A 17,973-nucleotide genomic window follows, 5' to 3' on the forward strand; every position below is an offset into this window, starting at 1 on the left:
CAGAAATCCGCCTTTACGATTTTCCGGAAAAGCTGACGTGAGCAAGCCTGTCCGCCTCGACCTGATGCCCCTCGACCAGTTCGGGGCGTTGGGGCTGCACGCCAAAAACGATTACCTGCAGGAGCTCGCTGACACGTTCTGCGCCCGGACCGGCCGTGAGACGCTGGAGCTCAGCAAAGACGCCCTGAGCCGTCTCCGCCGCTTCTACAGCCGGCGCAGCCTGGCGGACCTCAAGGTCTCGCCAGAGCCGACCAACGCGCTGGAGCAGGCCCTCAAGGATCTCGGTGAGGCCGTCAAACTCAACGAGCGGCGGCCCGACATCGTCGGTGCCCTGACCGCCGAGCTGCCGGCGCCCGTGTTGCGGGAGGCCCCTGAGAATGACTCCCAGCTCTCGTTCTTCGTGCCCAGCATCTACGACGCGCCGCTCAAGGACGACGTCAACCTGATGGATGTGGCGCCGTTCTCGCTGGGCAAAGCCAAGCGGGGAGGGGAGATACGCTACGAGCTGAAGGATTGCATCATCACCATCGACGGCAGCGCTTCAGCGGGCCTTGCGACGGTGTTCGACTACGACATCTTCCTGCACATGGTCACCAGCCTCGCCGAGGAGGCGCGGCGCTACCGCCTCAATCAGGACAAGGGCCTGCGCACTGATGCGCCAGCCCGGGTCTACCGTCCCAGCTCCTCGCATATCCTGAAGTTCTGCCGGCGCAGCTCCGGCGGCAAGCAGTACAAGGACCTTGAAGCCGCGCTCGACCGGCTGCAGGGCACCCGCATCAAAATCCTCAACTTGACCGGCGGCAGCCGTCGCGAGGTCGTGGCGATGCCGCTCATTCAGACGTTCAAGGTGATCAGCAAAACCACCACGGGCAACATCGACCAGGTTGAAATCGGCATCCCCGACTGGGTCTACAACGGGGTGGTGCGCGAGAAGGGCAACCCGCAAATCCTGACCCTCAACCCGGAGTATTTCCTGATCACCCAGGGGATCGGCCGCTTCATCTACCGGCTGGCCCGCCGTGCAGCCGGCAAGAGCGGGATCGCCCGCTACGGCCTAAAGGAGCTGCACAAGCGCAGCGGCTCCCTGCAGGGGCTGCCGCAGTTCGCCTTCCAGGTGCGCCAGTTCGTCAGCAGTACCCGCGTGTTCCCGTTCCCGGACTACGACCTGGAGATCGTTCAGGGGAAACGCGAGGACATTCTGGTCATGCGCGAACGGAAGCCCGACGCGGCTGATGTTCCTTTAGGCAGTGGCGCCGGCGCCACCGAACTTCCACTGACCTAAAGGCGTTTTTGTCACCTATTTTTGTCAAAACCGTACTTCGCCAATGGCTATGGTTGGAGAATGTATGCCCTCGCCAGCTTGTGGAAAACTTTTGTCAAAACCGTACTTCGCCAATCAAAAACCGTACATCACCAATGACATCCCGTACATCACCAATGACAAACCGTACATCACCAATCCGGGGGCCGTACATCACCAATCTTTTTAACCGCTAAGGCGCTTTAAAAGATCAGGAATTTTCGTCGGCAGTCGCAGCACAAAATTCCTAAAACTATTTAAAACCTAGAAAACTATCTAAAACACTGCACCAGTGGATAACTCGCCGCTTGTGCTCTCAACCATTCCAGCGCAGCTGAGTTGCTCGAATCGTTTTTGACAAATCCAACTCCGGTGAGGACCGATAAGAACTCGCCCCTTATCACTACGTGAAAACCCAGTCCCCCACCGGATACGGAAGCGGCAGTAGGTGGCTAGCTCAGACTGGGTCCGCCTAACGGCGGACATGAAGAGTCTCTGCGAGGGTATAAATAGCAGAACCAACCTGAACGGCCTCAAGAAGCGTTTTGGGCGGCAGAACTGACAGCATAAGGTCAGAGCCCTAGAAACAGCCCACAGCCCTCCTGAGAGGCTTTGTTACCGCGCAAAGCGCAGTGGGGGATGATGCGATCGCTCTGCGACGGCGAAAACGCAAGCAGGGGAGGTGCCGTATCGGGCGATGAATTCCCGCTGCGGCTGGCCGAAGGAGAATTTTGGGGCTGCTGTTCCGCAGTCATCGTCTGCCGCCAGCCCGCTGGCAGCCATGAGCCTGACGGCCGAACTGCCTGAGTCCCGCCGTGTCGGCTGCGTGAACAACGGACCCAAACCTGGGGCTGGGTTTCCAGTACTGAATGCTCCCGGAAAGTCGTATTTCTGCAAATGTGGGTTTGCGATTATCTGGTTTGTAGCTTCTTCAGCGTGCGCAGGTCTTCCTGCCCGTCGAAGTACCGATCTAGAGCCGTCCTGAACGCAGGCTCGACTGGTTCGGCGCGCCCAAACAAGGTCATACTCGAGCGGGATTTCATTTCATCGGGGGAGCCGAACACCTGGTGCGCGGTCCGCCCGGTGACCGTGTTGACTGCCCTTAGGTAGCGACTAGGTGTTTGATCCCGCAGTGTGGTGATACGGTTAGTCACCATGCTGCGAGGGATGCGCTATGGGCCAGGTTCTCCATGGAAGCGCCACCACGACGGAGGCAGTCCGTCGCGCGATCCAGTTACGTGAAGAGAGCGTAAGGGCGCTGGCCCGGCGCTACGGCGTCAGCCCGACGACGGTGCAGAAGTGGCGCAAGCGGGCGACGACGGCAGATTCCCGGAAGGGTCCCAAAGAGCCGCGCTCCAGCGTCCTCACGGTCGAGGAGGAGGCGATCATCGTCGCCTTTCGGCGTCACAGTCTGCTCCCGCTTGACGACTGCCTCTACGGTTTGCAGCCGACGATCCCGCACCTGACCCGGTCCTCGCTGCATCGCTGTCTGGAACGGCATGGCATCAGCCGACTGCCCGAGATCGACGGCGACAGACCCAAGAAGCAGCGCTTCGCAAGCTATGCCATCGGCTACGTCCACATCGACATCGCCGAGGTCAGCACGGCTGAAGGCAAGCTCAGGCTGTTCGTGGCCATCGACCGAACCAGTAAATTCGCTTTCGTGCGGCTGGTGGAGAGCGCCGGCAAGATGGAGGCGGCGCAGTTCCTTCGCGATTTCATCGAAGCGGTGCCCTACCGCATCCATACTGTCCTGACAGACAATGGCATTCAGTTCACGTCACGCCAGCGGGATATCTACGACAGCCAGCACATCTTCGATCGTGTCTGCGACGAACATGGCATCGAGCATCGTCTGACCAAGGTGAACCATCCTTGGACCAATGGGCAGGTCGAGCGAATGAACCGCACGATCAAGGACGCGACGGTCAAGCGCTATCATTACGACAGCCATGACCAGCTCCGAACGCACCTGCATCTGTTCATCGATGCCTACAACCATGCCCGCAGGCTCAAGACCCTGCGCGGTCTGACACCCACCGAGTTCATCCTCAACGCCTGGACGAAAGAGCCCGATCGCTTCAGGATCGACCCGTCACACCTCATCCCGGGACCATACACCTAGCAGCGTCTCCCCGTTGCGCAAGAACTCCCACGCGAAAGGCCTTCGCCGCTGAGAGTCGAGGAATTGGATGGAGTCGTGTCCGGCGGGCGCGGCCGAGGTCGACGGCTGTCAGCACCGTTCGAGATAGGCCGGCGCCGCCACGGTAAGGACGCGCATGCGCAGGAGCAGCCGTGAGGACAAGCTAGACGGCGGTTGCCGGCCGAAACGGATCGCCACGTCCATATCCTCGGCGACGAGATCGCCCGCGTCCGACTGCTGGACGATGGTGGTCGTCAGGTCGGAGAAGCGCGCGACGAACTCAAGCAGCCGCAGTGCTAACACATGGCGCGAGAAGATCGGGTTGACGCTCGCCCGTAGCGTGTTCAAGGAACGCAGCATCTTCAGGGAAATCTGACCTCTGCTCCCGATCTGACTGCATCGAACCATCCGCTCTCCACTCCGAGCCGAAGTTGCCGGACGGCTGACGAACGGCCGCTTTTGGGGAGCGCCGACAGCGGTCCCAACGGCTGGGTTGGGTCGGATGCGGAAAGACCGCTTCCAGTTGGATGGTCATGGTCCGCTCCTCACCCTGCATAGACATTTGCCATGTACGGCGTTCCGACGCCGCCGACTGCCTTTCGGTCCGCCCTTATGGCCCGCATTCACGGGAAGAACACCAAGCCGTAACTCGTCGCCCGGCGTCTGGCCCATACTCTAAAATACCGCTTCCAGCTTCATTCCAGACTCGGTTGCTAGTGAAGAAATCAACAGGATTCCCACAAGCTCGAGCACACCGACAGCACCGTCATGAAGTCAGCCGCATACGGTTCGACCAACGCGAGCGCATGCCAGTCCATAGTAGAAAATTTGCGTCATCAATCGGCCTCGTTGGGCGGGGTTGGGTTGCGCGCGAATAAATGTGAGGTTGGTTACTTCTCAATTTTAAGATCATTGAGGGATGTTAGGTTGTTATCTTGGTTTAATCTATATTTTTCAAATGTTGATTTAATTTCTTGGATGAGGTTTATCCCTTTATATGAAAGTCTTACATATTGTTCCTTTCTTTGCCCTGGTATGTTGACCCTTTCTACCAAGTTTAAGCCGTTCTTTGATGGGGTTCCCTCCCCTAATATTTCAATGTGCCGAATGAGAGTAGAATACGGTACCCGAAGCTGCTTTCCAAGCTCAGTGAGATTTATTCGAGATGGAGTAGAAAGATCTTGGGATCCTGCAATATAAAGTAGCGTCTGAACAGTAGATACGCTCATGCGCGGATGTATGTTATTTAACACGTCGATAGCGGCGTGCAAAAACTGCAGTCCTACTCGGTTTATTTCGTTAAAATCTTTGTAGTAGTAGTAGTAAAACATATTTTATCCGATCGACTGCGGGCTACGATCGTGTTTGAGAGGGGCAGCTACGCTCCGCTCAGCACGTTGACTCCCTACCTTTTCCGTGTGAAACGCAAAGCGGATAAAACGCAAAAGGGAACCAAATCTCTTTGCGTTTAAAACGTGGGGTGAATTCATGCGTATCAGGCGCGTCATTGATGGCAAGTCGTATGACACCGAGAAGGCCAGTGAGATCGCGGTCGTCGTTGATCAACTGGGTCACTCATCCGACTTCCATGCGGAGCGGACTGCCCTGTATCGGACCGAGAAGGGCACTTGGTTTCTCGCTGGTAAAGGCGGAGCCAGCTCGCGCTGGAAACGGGATATAGGTGACAGAAGCTTCTGCCCAGGGTCTGGGATTGAACTGATCAATGCACATGAGGCCCAGCGGTTACTGGAGAAGGTGAATGGGCCCGTCGAAAAATATTTCGAAATCGAAGAGGGTTAGCGGCCTCCAGTACTTGGCAATTTTCAAAACCCGTCGTGTCGGTTAAAGGGAATCGAGCTTCGACCGATTGAGTGACACGTCACGGCTCGGTTCTGCGTACCACGACTTGCTCCTAATGAGTCGAACTGATTCGGTTGATGCAGCCAGTAAGGCAGAGGTCGTGGCGAAGCCGTTCCTTCGAAGAGAAACTCATTCGTTGTTGGAGTGACCTTGAAGCGGCTTCACTCCTTTACGTCTGACCAGCGATGTTGACACTCGCTCTACCTAAGTCAGAGATGCATATTCCGGCGGGATCTAGGGATGGATCTTGAGCCGGAAAAGGAGATCGCCGCGAGAAAGACCTAAGCCCGAAACGCCAACGGCCCCACCTCTGCAAGGGTGAGGCCGTCGAAATCGATGAAGTCTCGGAATCGCTGAATACTCCCCAGACATCATAACACCGGCCAGGTGTCAATCGGGATCGATTCCCGAAACGATGGCGCTTTGCCTTTTGAAGGGGACAGCTCCTGCTGCTCCCCCTGCTTTAACGCGGCCCGAGCAGGGATCGGGACGATGTTTCACGCCGCCATGCAGGCCGCGATCGAGGGCGCGCGAACCCTCGCGCAGATGGACGATGTCTCCTGCCAGATCTGGCAGGGGCACGGCTTAGGCGCCTTGGGCGATCAGGAGGCCCAGATCCTCGCCGAACGGCTCCACGAGCGCCGTAGCGCGATCCGGGGGGGCGTTCGGCCGATCGGCATCCCGGCAGGCCGTGTGAGCCTGTTCCCGCCGCGCAGAAGCGTCAGGAGCCCTGATAAGGCCGCCTCACGAGACAGGCGTCGGCTCCTGGCCTGTTCGGGCCCACTGCTCCCGCAGCTCGCCGCACGCTTCACAGAGGGGCAACGGGCCGTACTGCGCATCGTTGGGGACGAGGTCGCGGCCAAGGGCGTATGCGGCCTCTGCATCGACGCCATCGCCGCTCGGGCGGGAGTCTGCCGGCGCCTGGCGCAGGCGGCATTGCGCCTCGCGGCGGGCGATGGGCTGCTGACGATCGAAGAGCGCCGCCACGAAGGCCGCAAGAACTCGCCCAACCTGGTGCGCGTCATCAGCTGCGAATGGCAGGCGTGGATCCGCCGGGGTGGGACTCAGAAGCGAAGCTGGTTCGCCCTGGCTGCTGAGGGCCCCTCCCAGTCGAAGGCATTAGGGTGCAAAGCGTTTCGCCCCACGGATAAGGGGATAACTTTGGGGACGAATGCATCAATGGAACCGGCCAAGAAGCTGTCGGAACGGCAGAGCCTTGCCAATCGGTAACGCGATCTCCGACACTCATCAGACAGGCAGAACCTGTGCGACCATGCAGCAGGTGCATCCGGATGGGCGATCAAACGAACGCGCTCATGACCCCGGCGACAGCCAACTGAAGCACTTTCCACTCGATAGTTTGTCATGGACACGCCAATCAGAGGCATGGATACCGAACTTGGATCTCTTGCGTGTCCAATCGCCGTCTGATTTCTCGACGTGATCGGAAGGATCGCGTGATCGCGCCTGGTTCCTGGTTAACCACGCTTGGTCAAGACACGCGGGGATCACCGAAAAAGCGCAACAAAGGCCTTTCCAGGATCCCCGCATTGCACCAGGTTGAACTCAGTCAGCCTATGCACGTGGCGTCCGCTTTAGAGAGCGGCCGCTACCGGTGTTAGAGCACCGAGCAGCGGCCTGACCACGATCCGTATCGCTTGGAGATACCAGACCATGGCTACGAGCCCCTTTAGCGGCGTTGCGCCGTTCGCGAAACTGTCCCCGCAGCAGAAGTTCGTCGCTGCCGTCGATCCGGACCGGTCGCCCCTCCAGACCTGAAGCTCGAGAGCCTCACGCCCCCTGACGCGGATCGCGCTGCGCGTGATCACATCGTTGGGTGAGCGCGTGATCGCGTGGCCGCCGCATCGCGTGATGCGGTGAGCCTGCAGGACCCTCGACCACCTTCGTTGACGCCTCCCGGGCTGTCCGATGTCCGCGCCCTCGCGCACTCGGCCCCGCCGCATGACGCCCCGCATCCATCGCGGCCGTGTGCGTTTGCGCGTCTTTTTCCTGGAGACGACCGCTTGTCCTTCTTTCTCACCAACCCGTCCGCCGTTCACGCCACCTGCCTCGTCGAGCACGTCGACGGTGATCCGCTCGGCGTGCGCATGGCCACGAGCCCGGGCTCGTCCGCCGTCGTGCTCGCTGCCCCCTGGTCGCGCCGCGACGCCCTCGTGGCTGGGGCCGGGAGCTTGCAGATCGCCGCCTACATCCTTGCCGGCTCCATCGACCTCGAGGGTACCAGCTGGGCGGTCTACAACGGCGAGACAATCAACCTCGGCCAGCGCCTCGGATGTCACGCCCGCGATCCGGCCAAGAGCTTCGTGACGTCCGTCTTCATCCTGACCAGCCGCGACCCGCTCTTCGGCAAGGACCATGTCGCGGGCTTGCAGTGGCTGATCGATGCCCGGATCGAGAGCACGGGTCGGGCGCACATCCTCCGGGGTGCGCGTCCGAGCCGGCCCGACCTCGATGCCGCGACCTGGATCGGGCTCGAGCGGCTGCTCGACGACGCCCGCCGCGGCCTGGTGGCCCTCGGCTGTCGTCTGCTCGAGCCGATCCGGCCGGACCATACCGAGGCCCGGACTGAACTCGGACGCACCGCTTCATCCGCAGCCCGAGATGCCGTAACCGGACCGGACCGGGAGGCGACCGCTTCGACCACGTTCGTCGAGCGGATGACGGGCTTGCGCGAGGGCGCGACCCTGGCCGGGCCGATCGAGCCCCGCCGGCTCTACCTCGTGCACCGCGATGTCTGGGCTCACGCCGTGGCCATCGATGGCAATGTCACGATCCGGGCCGGCTCCGAGATCCGCCGCAGCGGTTACGCCACCATGCCGCCCGGTATCCAGCTCGATCGCGAACGCCTGTTTGCCTCGGACATCGTGATCAGGATCCCCGGCACCGACCGCTGGCGACTGACCCACGACATCAACCTGCCCTCGCTCTCCTCGGCGGCCAAGTTCGTGACGGGTAGCCACGTCCATGCGGCGAGCTGGAAGCCGATGGCCTGACCTGAGATCCGGCTGCGGCTTGAACCCGACCGCAGCCAGTCTTCCGCTGCCTACCCCCTTTCCCCCCTTCCGCATCGCTGCGCCACCTGCGCCGATGCCCTCTTGAGGCATGCCTTCATGAACGACGCGTCCGATCCCACCGCCAACCCGCCGGCGTCGATGCCCGCTTCCCCTCTGTCCGAAGCGCCCCTGACCTGGTGGAGAACGCTCCCGCCCGAGACCCTCGACGTGTTCGCACAGCAGCGTCTGCGCGCCACCCTGCTTGCTGTCCCGGCCCTACAGCTCCCCGGCTGGAAGGCGGCGATCCAGGCCGATCCAGCCGCAGCGATCGGCGTCGCGCTCACGGTCCTTGCGGAAGGCGTCGCCCGCCCCTGCAGCCTCGACCTGGCGCTCTCCGCCGTCTTGCTCTGCGCCACTCTCGGGGATCCGGCCTGCCGCGCTCTTCTCGTGCATGCGCTCGGCCGCCGCGCCCGGCGCCGGGCCGATCTCGACGTGCTGCGTCTCGCCCATGCTTGGCGCCACAGCGGGCATCAGGGCTCCTTGTCCATCACCGCGCCGGGCCGTTGAGGAGGACCAACCCATGGGATTTTCTTCGACTGCACCCGCACCGCTCATCGACGCCAAAGCGGCCCGGGGTCTGATCCTCGCCGCCTTCCCGCGGCGCCTGCGCCTCTGCCTCGACACGGCCTTGCGGATCCCGGCCGCCCGTGAGGGGATCGTTGCCGAGATTTCGGCCCTCGTGCCCGAGGCGATCGATCTGGCCGCGGCCTGGAATACGGCCGCCGCCGCTGCGGGAGCCGATCCCTGGTGCGATCCGGCGCTCGTTGCTTCCCGGGAGACGCTGATGCGGTTTCTCGACCACCACGCTGCCGCGTGTGATGTGCCGGCCGCACGGGCGCTTGCCGATCTCGTTGTGCTGCTGTCCTGTGGCGGTGACGATGCGGCCGCAGCTGCACGCATCGCGCTGCCCCTCTGGCTCGAGGCCGAGGCCCTACAGGGGCTCGTCCTCCACCTGCCCGCTCTAGCCGCGGCCCAGACCTCCCTCGGCCTCGGACGCCCTGCTGATCGCGACGACGAGGAGGTCGATGTCGACGGCCGGGACGCGGAAGCCACCCTCCTTGAGGGATGGACCGATGCGCTCGAAGCTGCCTATGCGACCGCGAACGCCGCTGCCTCATCTATCGTTGCTGCTGCTGCCGTTCTCAGTCGCGGCGGATCCGCCGAATTTTTGACCTGCACCTTGCTGGTTCGCGCTCTGATCCTGTTCGGGGAGCGTCTGACCCAGCCCGTTGCAGACCAAGCCGGCGAGCGGGAGCGCTGGCGTCGGCGCAAGGCCGAGGCGGCCTTGGCTAAGGCCGTGGCTAAACATCGTGAGACGTCGCGGGCCTTGAGCGCCTCGCCTCAACTCTCCCCCGCTTCGGCGCAAGCCACTTCGATCCCAGTCGGACAGGTGCTTGTAATCGCCGAAGTCCGAGAGACTGGGACCGATCGCGCTCGCAGCGTGACCAAAGGCTACGAGGCAATCATCGGCAAGCCGGTTTCGCTCGCGCCCGTGCCGGACTTACGAGAGTTGCGCGCAGCTCTGCGGTTCGAGTTCCCGTACGCGACCGATCTGATCGATCGCCTCCTCGTCGATCTGACGAACCGGAGACATGTCGGGCTCAGCCCCACGGTCATTCTCGGAAGGCCAGGGGTCGGCAAGAGCCGGCTGATTTCGCGGATAGCCCATCATCTCGGCGTCGGGCTCTGGCGGGTCGACGCGACCCACGATAGTGGGGCGGCGATCGGCGGTCTGGACCGCCGTTGGTCGTCCACCGAACCGGCCCACCCCGTGATGGCGATCGCACGGTACGGTGTGGCCAACCCGCTCATGCTCGTCGACGAGATCGAGAAGGCCTCGACGCGCCGCGACTACGGGCGGCTCTGGGACAGCCTTCTGCCGATGCTCGAACCGGAGACCGCGAGGGCCTATCCGGATCCGGCGTTTCAGGCGTCGGTGGACATCAGCCACGTGAGTTGGCTTTTCACGGCCAACGACATTGCCCCCCTGCCGAGCCCTCTGCTGGACCGTTTGCGGGTGATCGAGATGCCGGCCCCGACTGCGAATGACCTTGAGGCTCTGTTATCCCCCGTCCTGGCCGGGATCGCGGCGAACCGCGGGCTGGACCTACGCTTCTTACCAGCGCTCGACGCCGATGAGATTGATGCGATACGTCGGGCTTGGCCGGGCGGCTCGATCCGCCGCCTCACCAGGCTCGTCGAGACGGTGGTCGCCGCACGTGAGGTCTCGATCCGACGGCACTGATCAATCTTGCATTCGCCTGCGGTTGGCCTTTTGAAGAGTCGATGGTGGGGAGGAACGAATATCCCCGTCTCGTCTCAGCTGGCCAGGGCGCGCATCTCGGGCGCGCCCTCTCTGAGGGCGTAGCCGCGTCCCCAGACGGTCTCGATGTAGTTCTTGCCGCCGGACGCGTTGGCGAGCTTTTTGCGCAGCTTGCAGATGAAGACGTCGATGATCTTCAGCTCGGGCTCGTCCATGCCACCGTAGAGATGATTGAGGATCATCTCCTTGGTCAACGTTGTGCCCTTGCGGAGGGCAAGAAGCTCCAGCAGCCCGTACTCCTTACCCGTGAGATGGACGCGGTGACCGGCGATGAGGGTAGTCTTCTCATCAAGGTTCACAACGAGGTCGCCGGTGGTGATCACCGACTCGGCATGACCCTTCGAGCGGCGGACGATCGCGTGGATGCGGGCGACGAGTTCGTCCTTGTGGAAGGGCTTGGTGAGGTAGTCGTCGGCGCCGAAGCCGAGGCCCTTCACCTTGTCCTCGATGCCGGCCATGCCGGACAGGATGAGGATGGGCGTCTTGATCTTCGAGGCACGCAAGGACCGCAGCACCTCGTAGCCTGAGATGTCGGGCAGGGTCAGGTCGAGCAAGATGATGTCGTAATCATACAGCTTCCCGAGATCGATCCCCTCCTCACCGAGGTCGGTGGTGTAGGTGTTGAAGCTCTCGGACTTGAGCATCAGCTCGATGCTCGCGGAGACGGAGGCATCGTCCTCAATCAGCAGCACGCGCATGGGCCAGGATCCTCCAAAGGTGGAGCCATCCTGAAGAAACATCGGCAACAAACCGTTAAGGTTCAACGGCCGCCACTTAGCCGGCAACGACCGTTGTCGGAGGGTGACGCGCTAACCCACGGTCACGCTTGCATCATTCGCTTTGAGCAGCTTGGGAGGAGCACTGGAACGCCTGCGACCGAGCCGCAACATGGTTAACGAGGCGTTTCGGTTCGTGGATTGTTCCCGTTGTGGAAAACCCGCGAAGCGGTCAGTTTGCCCCTTGAAGCGGGGCACATCATGCAAATTCAAGCCGGGGAGCGGCTGCGTCTCACGCTGTGGGGCGCAGGGTGCCGCGCTATGGTCAGCCTCAATACCTACGGTGTCACGCAGCCCGCCCTCGTGGGAGTGGACCCGGCCGAAGATGGCTTCACCTACGATGTGACGTCCTGGCTGCACGATGGATGTAACACCCTGACTGTCGTGCTGATTGGCGATCCGGGTGAAACGCTGTTCCGGATGATGGTGGCGCAGGACGGGCGACCCGATTGGACCCTGAATGAGGCCGACTTCCTACCTCTGGGCACCCCCTGGCGGCTCTGGACGATGGCGATCGAACGTGAGGCTCCAAAAGCTAGCGTTCTGGCATGCGAGCAGGCGCCTGAGACCTTTCAGATCATCGTAGGAGGTCAGCCGCCTGGTCCTCTAGGTTTGGGTAAGTCCTTACGCACTGACCAGAGCATGGCGCCGCCCTCGTTCATCAGCATCGCAACACCGGACCAGCCTGTCAGGGCAACTTCTGTCTGACGTATGGCTTGCGCGATAGCCCGTGCGCCATTCACCGCCTCAATCCAGGCGTGAATGGTTTCAACGGGTGATATGCCGTCCTTCAAGCGACGCAGAACCCGGAGTTGATAGTGCGGCATGAACTGGCTTGCCCGAAGTCAGACGTGAGAGTGCACAAAACTCCCGTATCTGCAATGACATAGAAAAATCCACCACCAAATCGAGACTTCAGTTTGCAATCAGGAATGCCGGGGCTTCTGCCACCCTAAGCTGCGTCTGATACGACAGCTGTTTGGGTCTACTACGCGGACGCTAGAAGTAGCGTTGCAAGGCTACCAGCTGATGTGAAGCTTCACTAGGCTGCGTTTCCAGGCGCTTCAGATAGGCTCCTCGCGAGCGAGTCTGAGCTAAACGATAACCTCGGTGCAAAGTCGGTTTCCGATCGCTTCAGCAGCCTTGAAGCTGGCGTGCAATGCTCCGGCTTCATCCTGATATTCAGGCCGCGAACGAACAATCAAAACGCGATTTGTGCCTCGGTAAATAGCCCAAGCCCAGGGCCTCGGTTTACTACCGACGGCCTCTGCTCGAACCCTTAAGGGCTGGCTTCGATCGAAGAATGTACCACGTTTGCCTGATCCTCTGCCGACAAGGGCTACGGCCTCAAGCCGCGCTCAGGCGCTTGGTGTTGGCCGCCACATGCTCCCGGTAGCGCGCAATCACGGTCTCGGGTGAGTCGCTTATCATTAGCGTACCCGTCGCTTCGATCGCTGCATCGATCTTCTCAGCCACCATGAACTGCATCTCGTCCCGGCTCTCTCAGCCGCCCCAAGCCAAGCGCATCAGCCGCAGCTCAATGACCTTCTGAGCCTCGAAGACCTTTGAAAGGCCGTTGGTTTTGCGAAAAGCCGCGATGCGGGCGCCGATGGCTTGATCGACATCGGTTGTCTACCTGGGGTTCATGTTTGGAGCCTTGATGCATGATCGGGAAGATCAGGCGGAATTCAACGGACGCTGCCTTGGCATAGGATGCGGCAGGGGACGAGCATCACTCGCCGGCGGCATCGGCAGCTGAGCTGCCGCGGCGTCTGATCACCGCGCGACATCGGCAATTGGTCACATATCCATACAAGCCAATAGGAAGACTATCACACGGTTATGTAATCGTATGGCTAAATGGATGTAGAACTGCCTGATCACACGACACTCTCGTCATACATCTATGTGATCATATGACGATGTCATTATATGGTTGTATGCCACACCTGGCAGGGGGTTTTTCGTTCTGCTAGAGTTCCAGGCGTCACCGGACCGGGCGCTGGAAGCGGTCCCGATCTCGCGGATGGTGACCTATGCAGATCCTGACCCTCGCCTCTCAAAAGGGTGGGAGTGGCAAGAGTACGCTCGCCGCATCCCTGGCGGTCGCTGCATATGAGGCCGGCGAACGGGTTGTCGTCGTCGACCTCGATCCGCAGAGATCGCTCACGAGTTGGGGCGCGCTGCGGAGCGCGGGCGGCATCGTGTTTCGGACCGTCGCTCCCACCGATTTCAACCAATGGGTCGTACGGACCCGCCGGATCCCGGAGGTGAGCCTCTGCATCGTCGATACACCAGGTACGTTCGGACCGGGGGTGGACGTCGCGCTCGGCCATGCCGATTGCGCCCTGGTGCCGGTTCGCGCCTCGGTGCTCGACCTATGGGCCGGCGTACCGACCGCGCGACGGATCGGTGGCATGGGCAGGCCGTTCGCCTTTGTCGTGAACGGCGCGAGCCCGGTTTCCTACGCGCGAACCAACGACGCGATCGCGACGCTCGGAGAAAATGGCCTCGTGGGACCGGTGGTTTCGGAGCGGGTGGCGCACCGGGATGCGATCGCAAGCGGCCTGGGCGTGACGGAGCTCGATCCTAATGGGAAGGCGGCGAGCGAGATCCGCGAGCTTTGGGCCTGGACGAAACAACGCATGTCGACGGAGGCAATCGATGGCTAATCCCCCACGCGTTCCGCTTCGGGCGGCGTTCGACGCGATACCATCACATCATCAGACGCCTGCGCAGGGACATGACCCCCTGGCTGCGCCATTACGCGACGAGGATGTTCCCGACGCCAGCTCTGCGCCGAGTGAAGCTGGCCGAACGACTTCTGTATCCCGCCATCACGTTCGGGGATCTGAGGGCTTACCTCAACAAACACTTCCGCGGCACGTTCAGCGCTCGTTGTATGCCAGCGCGGAGACGTTCGATCTCATCCGCGAGATTGCCCATGACAAGAGAATGCCTGCTCAGGAGCTGTATCGCGAGGGCTTGCTGTTAATGCTGCAGAAACGTGGGTATTACCTCGATAAGGCGGTCGAAGATATATAGTTATATGATTGGTTTATTGTTCACCTACATCATAATGTGAGAGGCGTGGTGGAGATGATGGCGGACTGGCGCAGTCAGGTGTCGCAGGATACCGAGGTGACGAAGGGCGGGCTCCGCATTGCTTGGCTCTTGTGCGAGCACCCGTCCTTCGCACAAGACGGCTGCCTGCTCGATTATGCTGCGATCAGTGGAGCAACGGGCATGCATGCGCATAGCGTCGCGAACGCGATTGCGATCCTTCGGGGACTGGGCCATGTGGCCTGTCGTGGGGTCACGATCGACGGCAGGCGCCTGCGTTGGATACGTCCGGCCTACCTGAGAAGGGGAAGGGACGTTGTGCCGTCCGACCCGAATGCCCTCGCGCCTCCGATCGTTCAACCGGTATCCAATCCACCTGCTCCGGCTCCGATCGCTCCTAAACTGACGAGCCTGGAACAGAACACGGGCCCGGACTCGGGACCCTCGCGTGATGCAGTGACACCCTTCGTGGAACGGTCCGATCCAGGACCGGTTTCCGGCTCCGTGTCCATGCATGCGTCCCGCGAGGCCATACGCTACCCCGACGATCCGATTTCGATGCCCTGGCAATGGGACATCGAAGATGCCTGGGAGCGCGATCTGAGGCAGTGGAAGTTACCACTGCGGTGTCAGCAACTGACCTGTGATCGGCCGACAGCCTTCCTTTGTCTGGAAACGCAACAATGCTTCTGTCGACGGCACCAAAAGCGTGCGCGCATACCCGTGACCTTATCGATCACAGAACTCTCGGAGCTATAGACTGTCTGTCGTTTTGCCGGTCTGGAGGGGGCTACCAGTCAGACTGACTCGACGATGGCTCGGTGGAACTAGATATCCGATTATTTGTATCTCTAAACTGCCGATAACCGGACCGGGACTGCCTTGTATGATGGTGTGATACCATTTCCGGTTGATTAGTTCGGCATGATTTGCTGTGGCCACCAGTGGAAGAGGGTGTTGGCCCTGAGGGTATCTGGATCGGCTTCGAGGTCTTGGCAGCGTTTCTCGATGCGATCTTGGATTTCAGCCAGCCGGTCGAAGTGCCGGTTGACGATGGGTTCGTCGACGAGGCGCCAGAGGTGTTCGGCGGGCTGGAGTTCTGGCGTGTAGGGCGGCAGGTAGACGAGCCGCAGACCGTCCGGCACGCGCAGTCCGGGTTCGGTGTGCCAGCCGGCTCCGTCGAGCAGCAGGATGACGGTGCGTCGCTCGCCCGCTCCGGCTTCGCGGGCGAACAGCGCCAGCAGGCCCTCGAAGAGCGGCTTGGAGACGCCGTTGCCGACGTACCAATGGCTCTCGCCGGTGGCGGGCGCCACGAAGGCGGTGACGTAGAGCCATTCGTAGCGGTGATGGCCAAGCGCGGTCGGCCTCTGCCCGCGTGGAGCCCAGACCCGGCGGATGATCGGCTTCAGCCCGATGCGGTGCTCGTCCGTGCAGAAGAGCGTGACCGGTCGGCCGGGATGGCGGGCTTCTTCCTCGGCGAGGGTCGCGGCGAGTTTTTTTTAAAGGCGGCCTGCTCGTTGGGGCTGGCCGCCGCCGGGTTCTTGGGACGTGGCGCCTGGATCGACCAGCCGAGCGCCCGCAGCGCATCCCAGGCGCGTTGCGGGTAGACCGAGGCGAGGCCGAGTTCCCGGGCCATGAAGGCGGCGATCTTGGTCGTATTCCACGCCCCGCCATCGGGCGGCGGCGTCTCCAGGCGCGTGCGCAAGCGATCCAGAAGCTCAGGCGTCAGAAGCCGGGCGGGCGCGCCGTTGCGGCGCCGGCGGTCGCCCAGCACGTCGGGACCGAACTGGTTGTAGCGGCGGGCCAGTTGCTCCAGCCAGCGCGACACGAAGCCGGTCACGGCGGCGACCTCCGCCACAGTCTGCCCCTGGGCCAGAAGCCAGATCGCCTGATAGTGCCGCGCCGCGCAGGCGTCCTCGCTCGTGCGAGCCCGCCGGCCCAGTTCCTCCACGCTCAGATGTTCGGCGATGTGAGCTATGTCCGCCTCCGCAAGACTATGCGGAGGCTAAACCCATGACTGACCATTGGGAATCCGTAATTACCCAGGCCCATAATGGCGGGGTTTAAGCGCCGACGGTCTTGAGGATGGTGCCGAAGGGCGTGGCACCGGTCAGGCGTGCGGTATCGACGACGGTGCGGATGTCGGCCTCGCCCTCGGCGGCCCACATTGCGCGATAGCCGTTGGTCACCTTCCGCTGGATCACGGACGGGCGCAGTAGCCGTTCCGAGCCGTTGTTGGTCGGCTCGACCGCGCCGGGATGGGCGAGGAACACCAGGAGCTGATCGCGAGCCCGGCCGATCTTAGCCTGGAGGGCTCGGGTCAGGTCGCAGTCGCTCGGTGTGGCGAGGATGGGGCTGAGCTGTCGATCCAGGCTCCGACGCTTGGCGGCCAGCGTCGAGGTGGCCAAGTCGGTGACGCGCTCGGCCAGGGCGAACACGGCGTGCAGCCAGAGCTGCAGCCGCCAGGGCACGGGGTCGTCGCTCACTTCGACGACATAGGCGACGTCCCGGGCGAGATGGGCGAGGCAGGTCTGGTGTGCAGCCGCGTGGCCCTGCTGTGCGGTGTAGCGATCCGAGATCCACACCGCGGGCCGGTGGCCGTCCATCATCTCCCGCACCACGACGGCGCCCCGCGTCGGCGAAGCCTGGTGGACGACCGCCTCGGCCGAATGGAAGACCCAATGGTAAGCGTTGCTGCCCTCGATGCGCACGCCGGTCTCGTCCGATGCGACCACCGCGGCCCGGCGCAGGGCGGACACGGCGGCCTCGCGACCGGAGCGGAAGCGCCTTTGCGCGCGCTGAAGCAGGTTCATCAGACCGCCCTGGCTGAGGGTGAGACCGAACAGGTCCGACAAGGCCGCCTGCAGCCGCTCGTAGGACAGCGCCTGGAAGGTCTTCAGATACGTCGCCACCGCATGCAGCCGCGGGCCGAACGGCGTGCCGCGCGCCGCCTCCGGCACCGGCGCGACCACCCGCGCCTCGCAGGTCGGGCAGTGCACGGCCAACCGTCGATGCTGCGTCACGACCGGCGCCACCTCCGGCAACTCGATCCGCTCGGACACGCTCACGAGTTCGGCGGGAAGATCGCCGTGCAGGGCGCCGCCGCAGCATGAACAGCGGTCGGGACGATGCTCGATAACCGCGCCGGGATCCTCGCTGATCGCCCGGCTATGCCCCTCGTGTCCCGGCTTCGCTCCGCCGGGTTTGGATTGCTCGCGTCGCTCTTTGCGGTCGGTCGCTGGCGGCTTCGAGGAGGTGCGCGAGGTCTTGTCCGGACGCTGCAGCCGCAGCACCAGCTCGATCAGCTCCTCGCGGCTCAACCGCTCAAGATCGCTGCGCCCCATCCCATGAAGGAATCAGCGAAATCCGACCCGCGCAAGGGCCTGGGTAATTGCGGGAATCCAGCCCGAATCAATCAGCCGGAAACAGTATGA

At 62.2% G+C, this 17,973-nt stretch carries 16 protein-coding genes and 1 pseudogene; 9 read left to right on the forward strand and 8 right to left on the reverse strand.

The window, feature by feature from the left end; translation table 11 throughout:
• The first annotated feature begins 37 nt into the window (after positions 1–37).
• Positions 38–1,282: a replication initiator protein A gene (locus ACV7NL_RS24055; RefSeq protein WP_463357288.1), complete on the forward strand. Its 1,245-nt coding sequence runs from the start codon at positions 38–40 to the stop codon at positions 1,280–1,282.
• A 929-nt stretch (positions 1,283–2,211) separates the two neighbouring features.
• On the opposite strand, the gene ACV7NL_RS24060 is transcribed toward ACV7NL_RS24055, so the two are convergent.
• On the reverse strand, positions 2,212–2,457 hold the full coding sequence (locus tag ACV7NL_RS24060) for a DUF1810 family protein (protein ID WP_463357289.1): 246 nt from the start codon (positions 2,455–2,457) through the stop codon (positions 2,212–2,214).
• A 17-nt stretch (positions 2,458–2,474) separates the two neighbouring features.
• Between ACV7NL_RS24060 and ACV7NL_RS24065 the strand changes: the two genes are divergently transcribed.
• Positions 2,475–3,425 (forward strand): IS481 family transposase, encoded by a 951-nt coding sequence (locus ACV7NL_RS24065; RefSeq protein ID WP_463357290.1) that lies wholly within the window; start codon positions 2,475–2,477, stop codon positions 3,423–3,425.
• 108 nt (positions 3,426–3,533) lie between these two features.
• Here ACV7NL_RS24065 and ACV7NL_RS24070 read toward each other — a convergent pair whose 3' ends face one another.
• Both ACV7NL_RS24070 and ACV7NL_RS24075 read right to left on the reverse strand, forming a co-directional pair.
• Positions 3,534–3,803 (reverse strand): LysR substrate-binding domain-containing protein, encoded by a 270-nt coding sequence (locus ACV7NL_RS24070; RefSeq protein WP_463357291.1) that lies wholly within the window; start codon positions 3,801–3,803, stop codon positions 3,534–3,536.
• Positions 3,804–4,333: 530 nt separating this feature from the next.
• Complete coding sequence (locus ACV7NL_RS24075; RefSeq protein ID WP_463357292.1) at positions 4,334–4,774, reverse strand: hypothetical protein; 441 nt, start codon at positions 4,772–4,774, stop codon at positions 4,334–4,336.
• Between the two features lie 157 nt (positions 4,775–4,931).
• On the opposite strand from ACV7NL_RS24075, the gene ACV7NL_RS24080 reads away from it, so the two are divergent.
• From ACV7NL_RS24080 to ACV7NL_RS24100, 5 genes are all read left to right on the forward strand, one after another.
• Positions 4,932–5,243, forward strand: coding sequence for a hypothetical protein (locus tag ACV7NL_RS24080; protein ID WP_463357293.1), 312 nt, complete (start codon positions 4,932–4,934; stop codon positions 5,241–5,243).
• A gap of 552 nt (positions 5,244–5,795) precedes the next feature.
• A complete protein-coding gene (locus ACV7NL_RS24085) occupies positions 5,796–6,533 on the forward strand; it encodes a hypothetical protein (RefSeq protein WP_463357294.1) in 738 nt (245 codons plus the stop codon).
• Positions 6,534–7,327: 794 nt separating this feature from the next.
• On the forward strand, positions 7,328–8,317 hold the full coding sequence (locus ACV7NL_RS24090; RefSeq protein WP_463357295.1) for a GIY-YIG nuclease family protein: 990 nt from the start codon (positions 7,328–7,330) through the stop codon (positions 8,315–8,317).
• A gap of 117 nt (positions 8,318–8,434) precedes the next feature.
• Entirely contained in the window at positions 8,435–8,884 is a 450-nt protein-coding gene (locus ACV7NL_RS24095; RefSeq protein ID WP_463357296.1) for a hypothetical protein, read from the forward strand.
• Between the two features lie 121 nt (positions 8,885–9,005).
• Complete coding sequence (locus ACV7NL_RS24100; protein WP_463357297.1) at positions 9,006–10,622, forward strand: AAA family ATPase; 1,617 nt, start codon at positions 9,006–9,008, stop codon at positions 10,620–10,622.
• A gap of 74 nt (positions 10,623–10,696) precedes the next feature.
• On the opposite strand, the gene ctrA is transcribed toward ACV7NL_RS24100, so the two are convergent.
• Positions 10,697–11,398 carry a response regulator transcription factor CtrA gene (ctrA, locus tag ACV7NL_RS24105; RefSeq protein ID WP_463357298.1) on the reverse strand — a complete coding sequence of 234 codons (702 nt, stop codon included), beginning with the start codon at positions 11,396–11,398 and terminating at the stop codon, positions 10,697–10,699.
• A gap of 228 nt (positions 11,399–11,626) precedes the next feature.
• Between ctrA and ACV7NL_RS24110 the strand changes: the two genes are divergently transcribed.
• The gene (locus ACV7NL_RS24110; protein WP_463357299.1) at positions 11,627–12,184 is read left to right on the forward strand and encodes a hypothetical protein; all 558 of its coding nucleotides are present in this window, start codon (positions 11,627–11,629) and stop codon (positions 12,182–12,184) included.
• A gap of 639 nt (positions 12,185–12,823) precedes the next feature.
• Here ACV7NL_RS24110 and ACV7NL_RS24115 read toward each other — a convergent pair.
• A pseudogene (locus ACV7NL_RS24115) lies at positions 12,824–13,075 on the reverse strand (hypothetical protein).
• A 437-nt stretch (positions 13,076–13,512) separates the two neighbouring features.
• Between ACV7NL_RS24115 and ACV7NL_RS24120 the strand changes: the two are divergent.
• A complete protein-coding gene (locus ACV7NL_RS24120) occupies positions 13,513–14,148 on the forward strand; it encodes a nucleotide-binding protein (RefSeq protein ID WP_463357300.1) in 636 nt (211 codons plus the stop codon).
• Positions 14,149–15,453: 1,305 nt separating this feature from the next.
• Here ACV7NL_RS24120 and ACV7NL_RS24125 read toward each other — a convergent pair.
• The 3 genes from ACV7NL_RS24125 to tnpC form a co-directional block, all read right to left on the reverse strand.
• On the reverse strand, positions 15,454–15,954 hold the full coding sequence (locus ACV7NL_RS24125; protein WP_463357324.1) for an IS630 family transposase: 501 nt from the start codon (positions 15,952–15,954) through the stop codon (positions 15,454–15,456).
• The gene (locus tag ACV7NL_RS24130) at positions 15,945–16,490 is read right to left on the reverse strand and encodes a winged helix-turn-helix domain-containing protein (RefSeq protein ID WP_463357301.1); all 546 of its coding nucleotides are present in this window, start codon (positions 16,488–16,490) and stop codon (positions 15,945–15,947) included. Before ACV7NL_RS24130 ends, ACV7NL_RS24125 begins: the two co-directional genes overlap by 10 nt.
• Positions 16,491–16,602: 112 nt before the next feature.
• On the reverse strand, positions 16,603–17,883 hold the full coding sequence (tnpC, locus tag ACV7NL_RS24135) for an IS66 family transposase (RefSeq protein WP_056488440.1): 1,281 nt from the start codon (positions 17,881–17,883) through the stop codon (positions 16,603–16,605).
• Positions 17,884–17,973 lie beyond the last annotated feature (90 nt).

Source organism: Methylobacterium sp. Ger2507, from assembly GCF_055231875.1.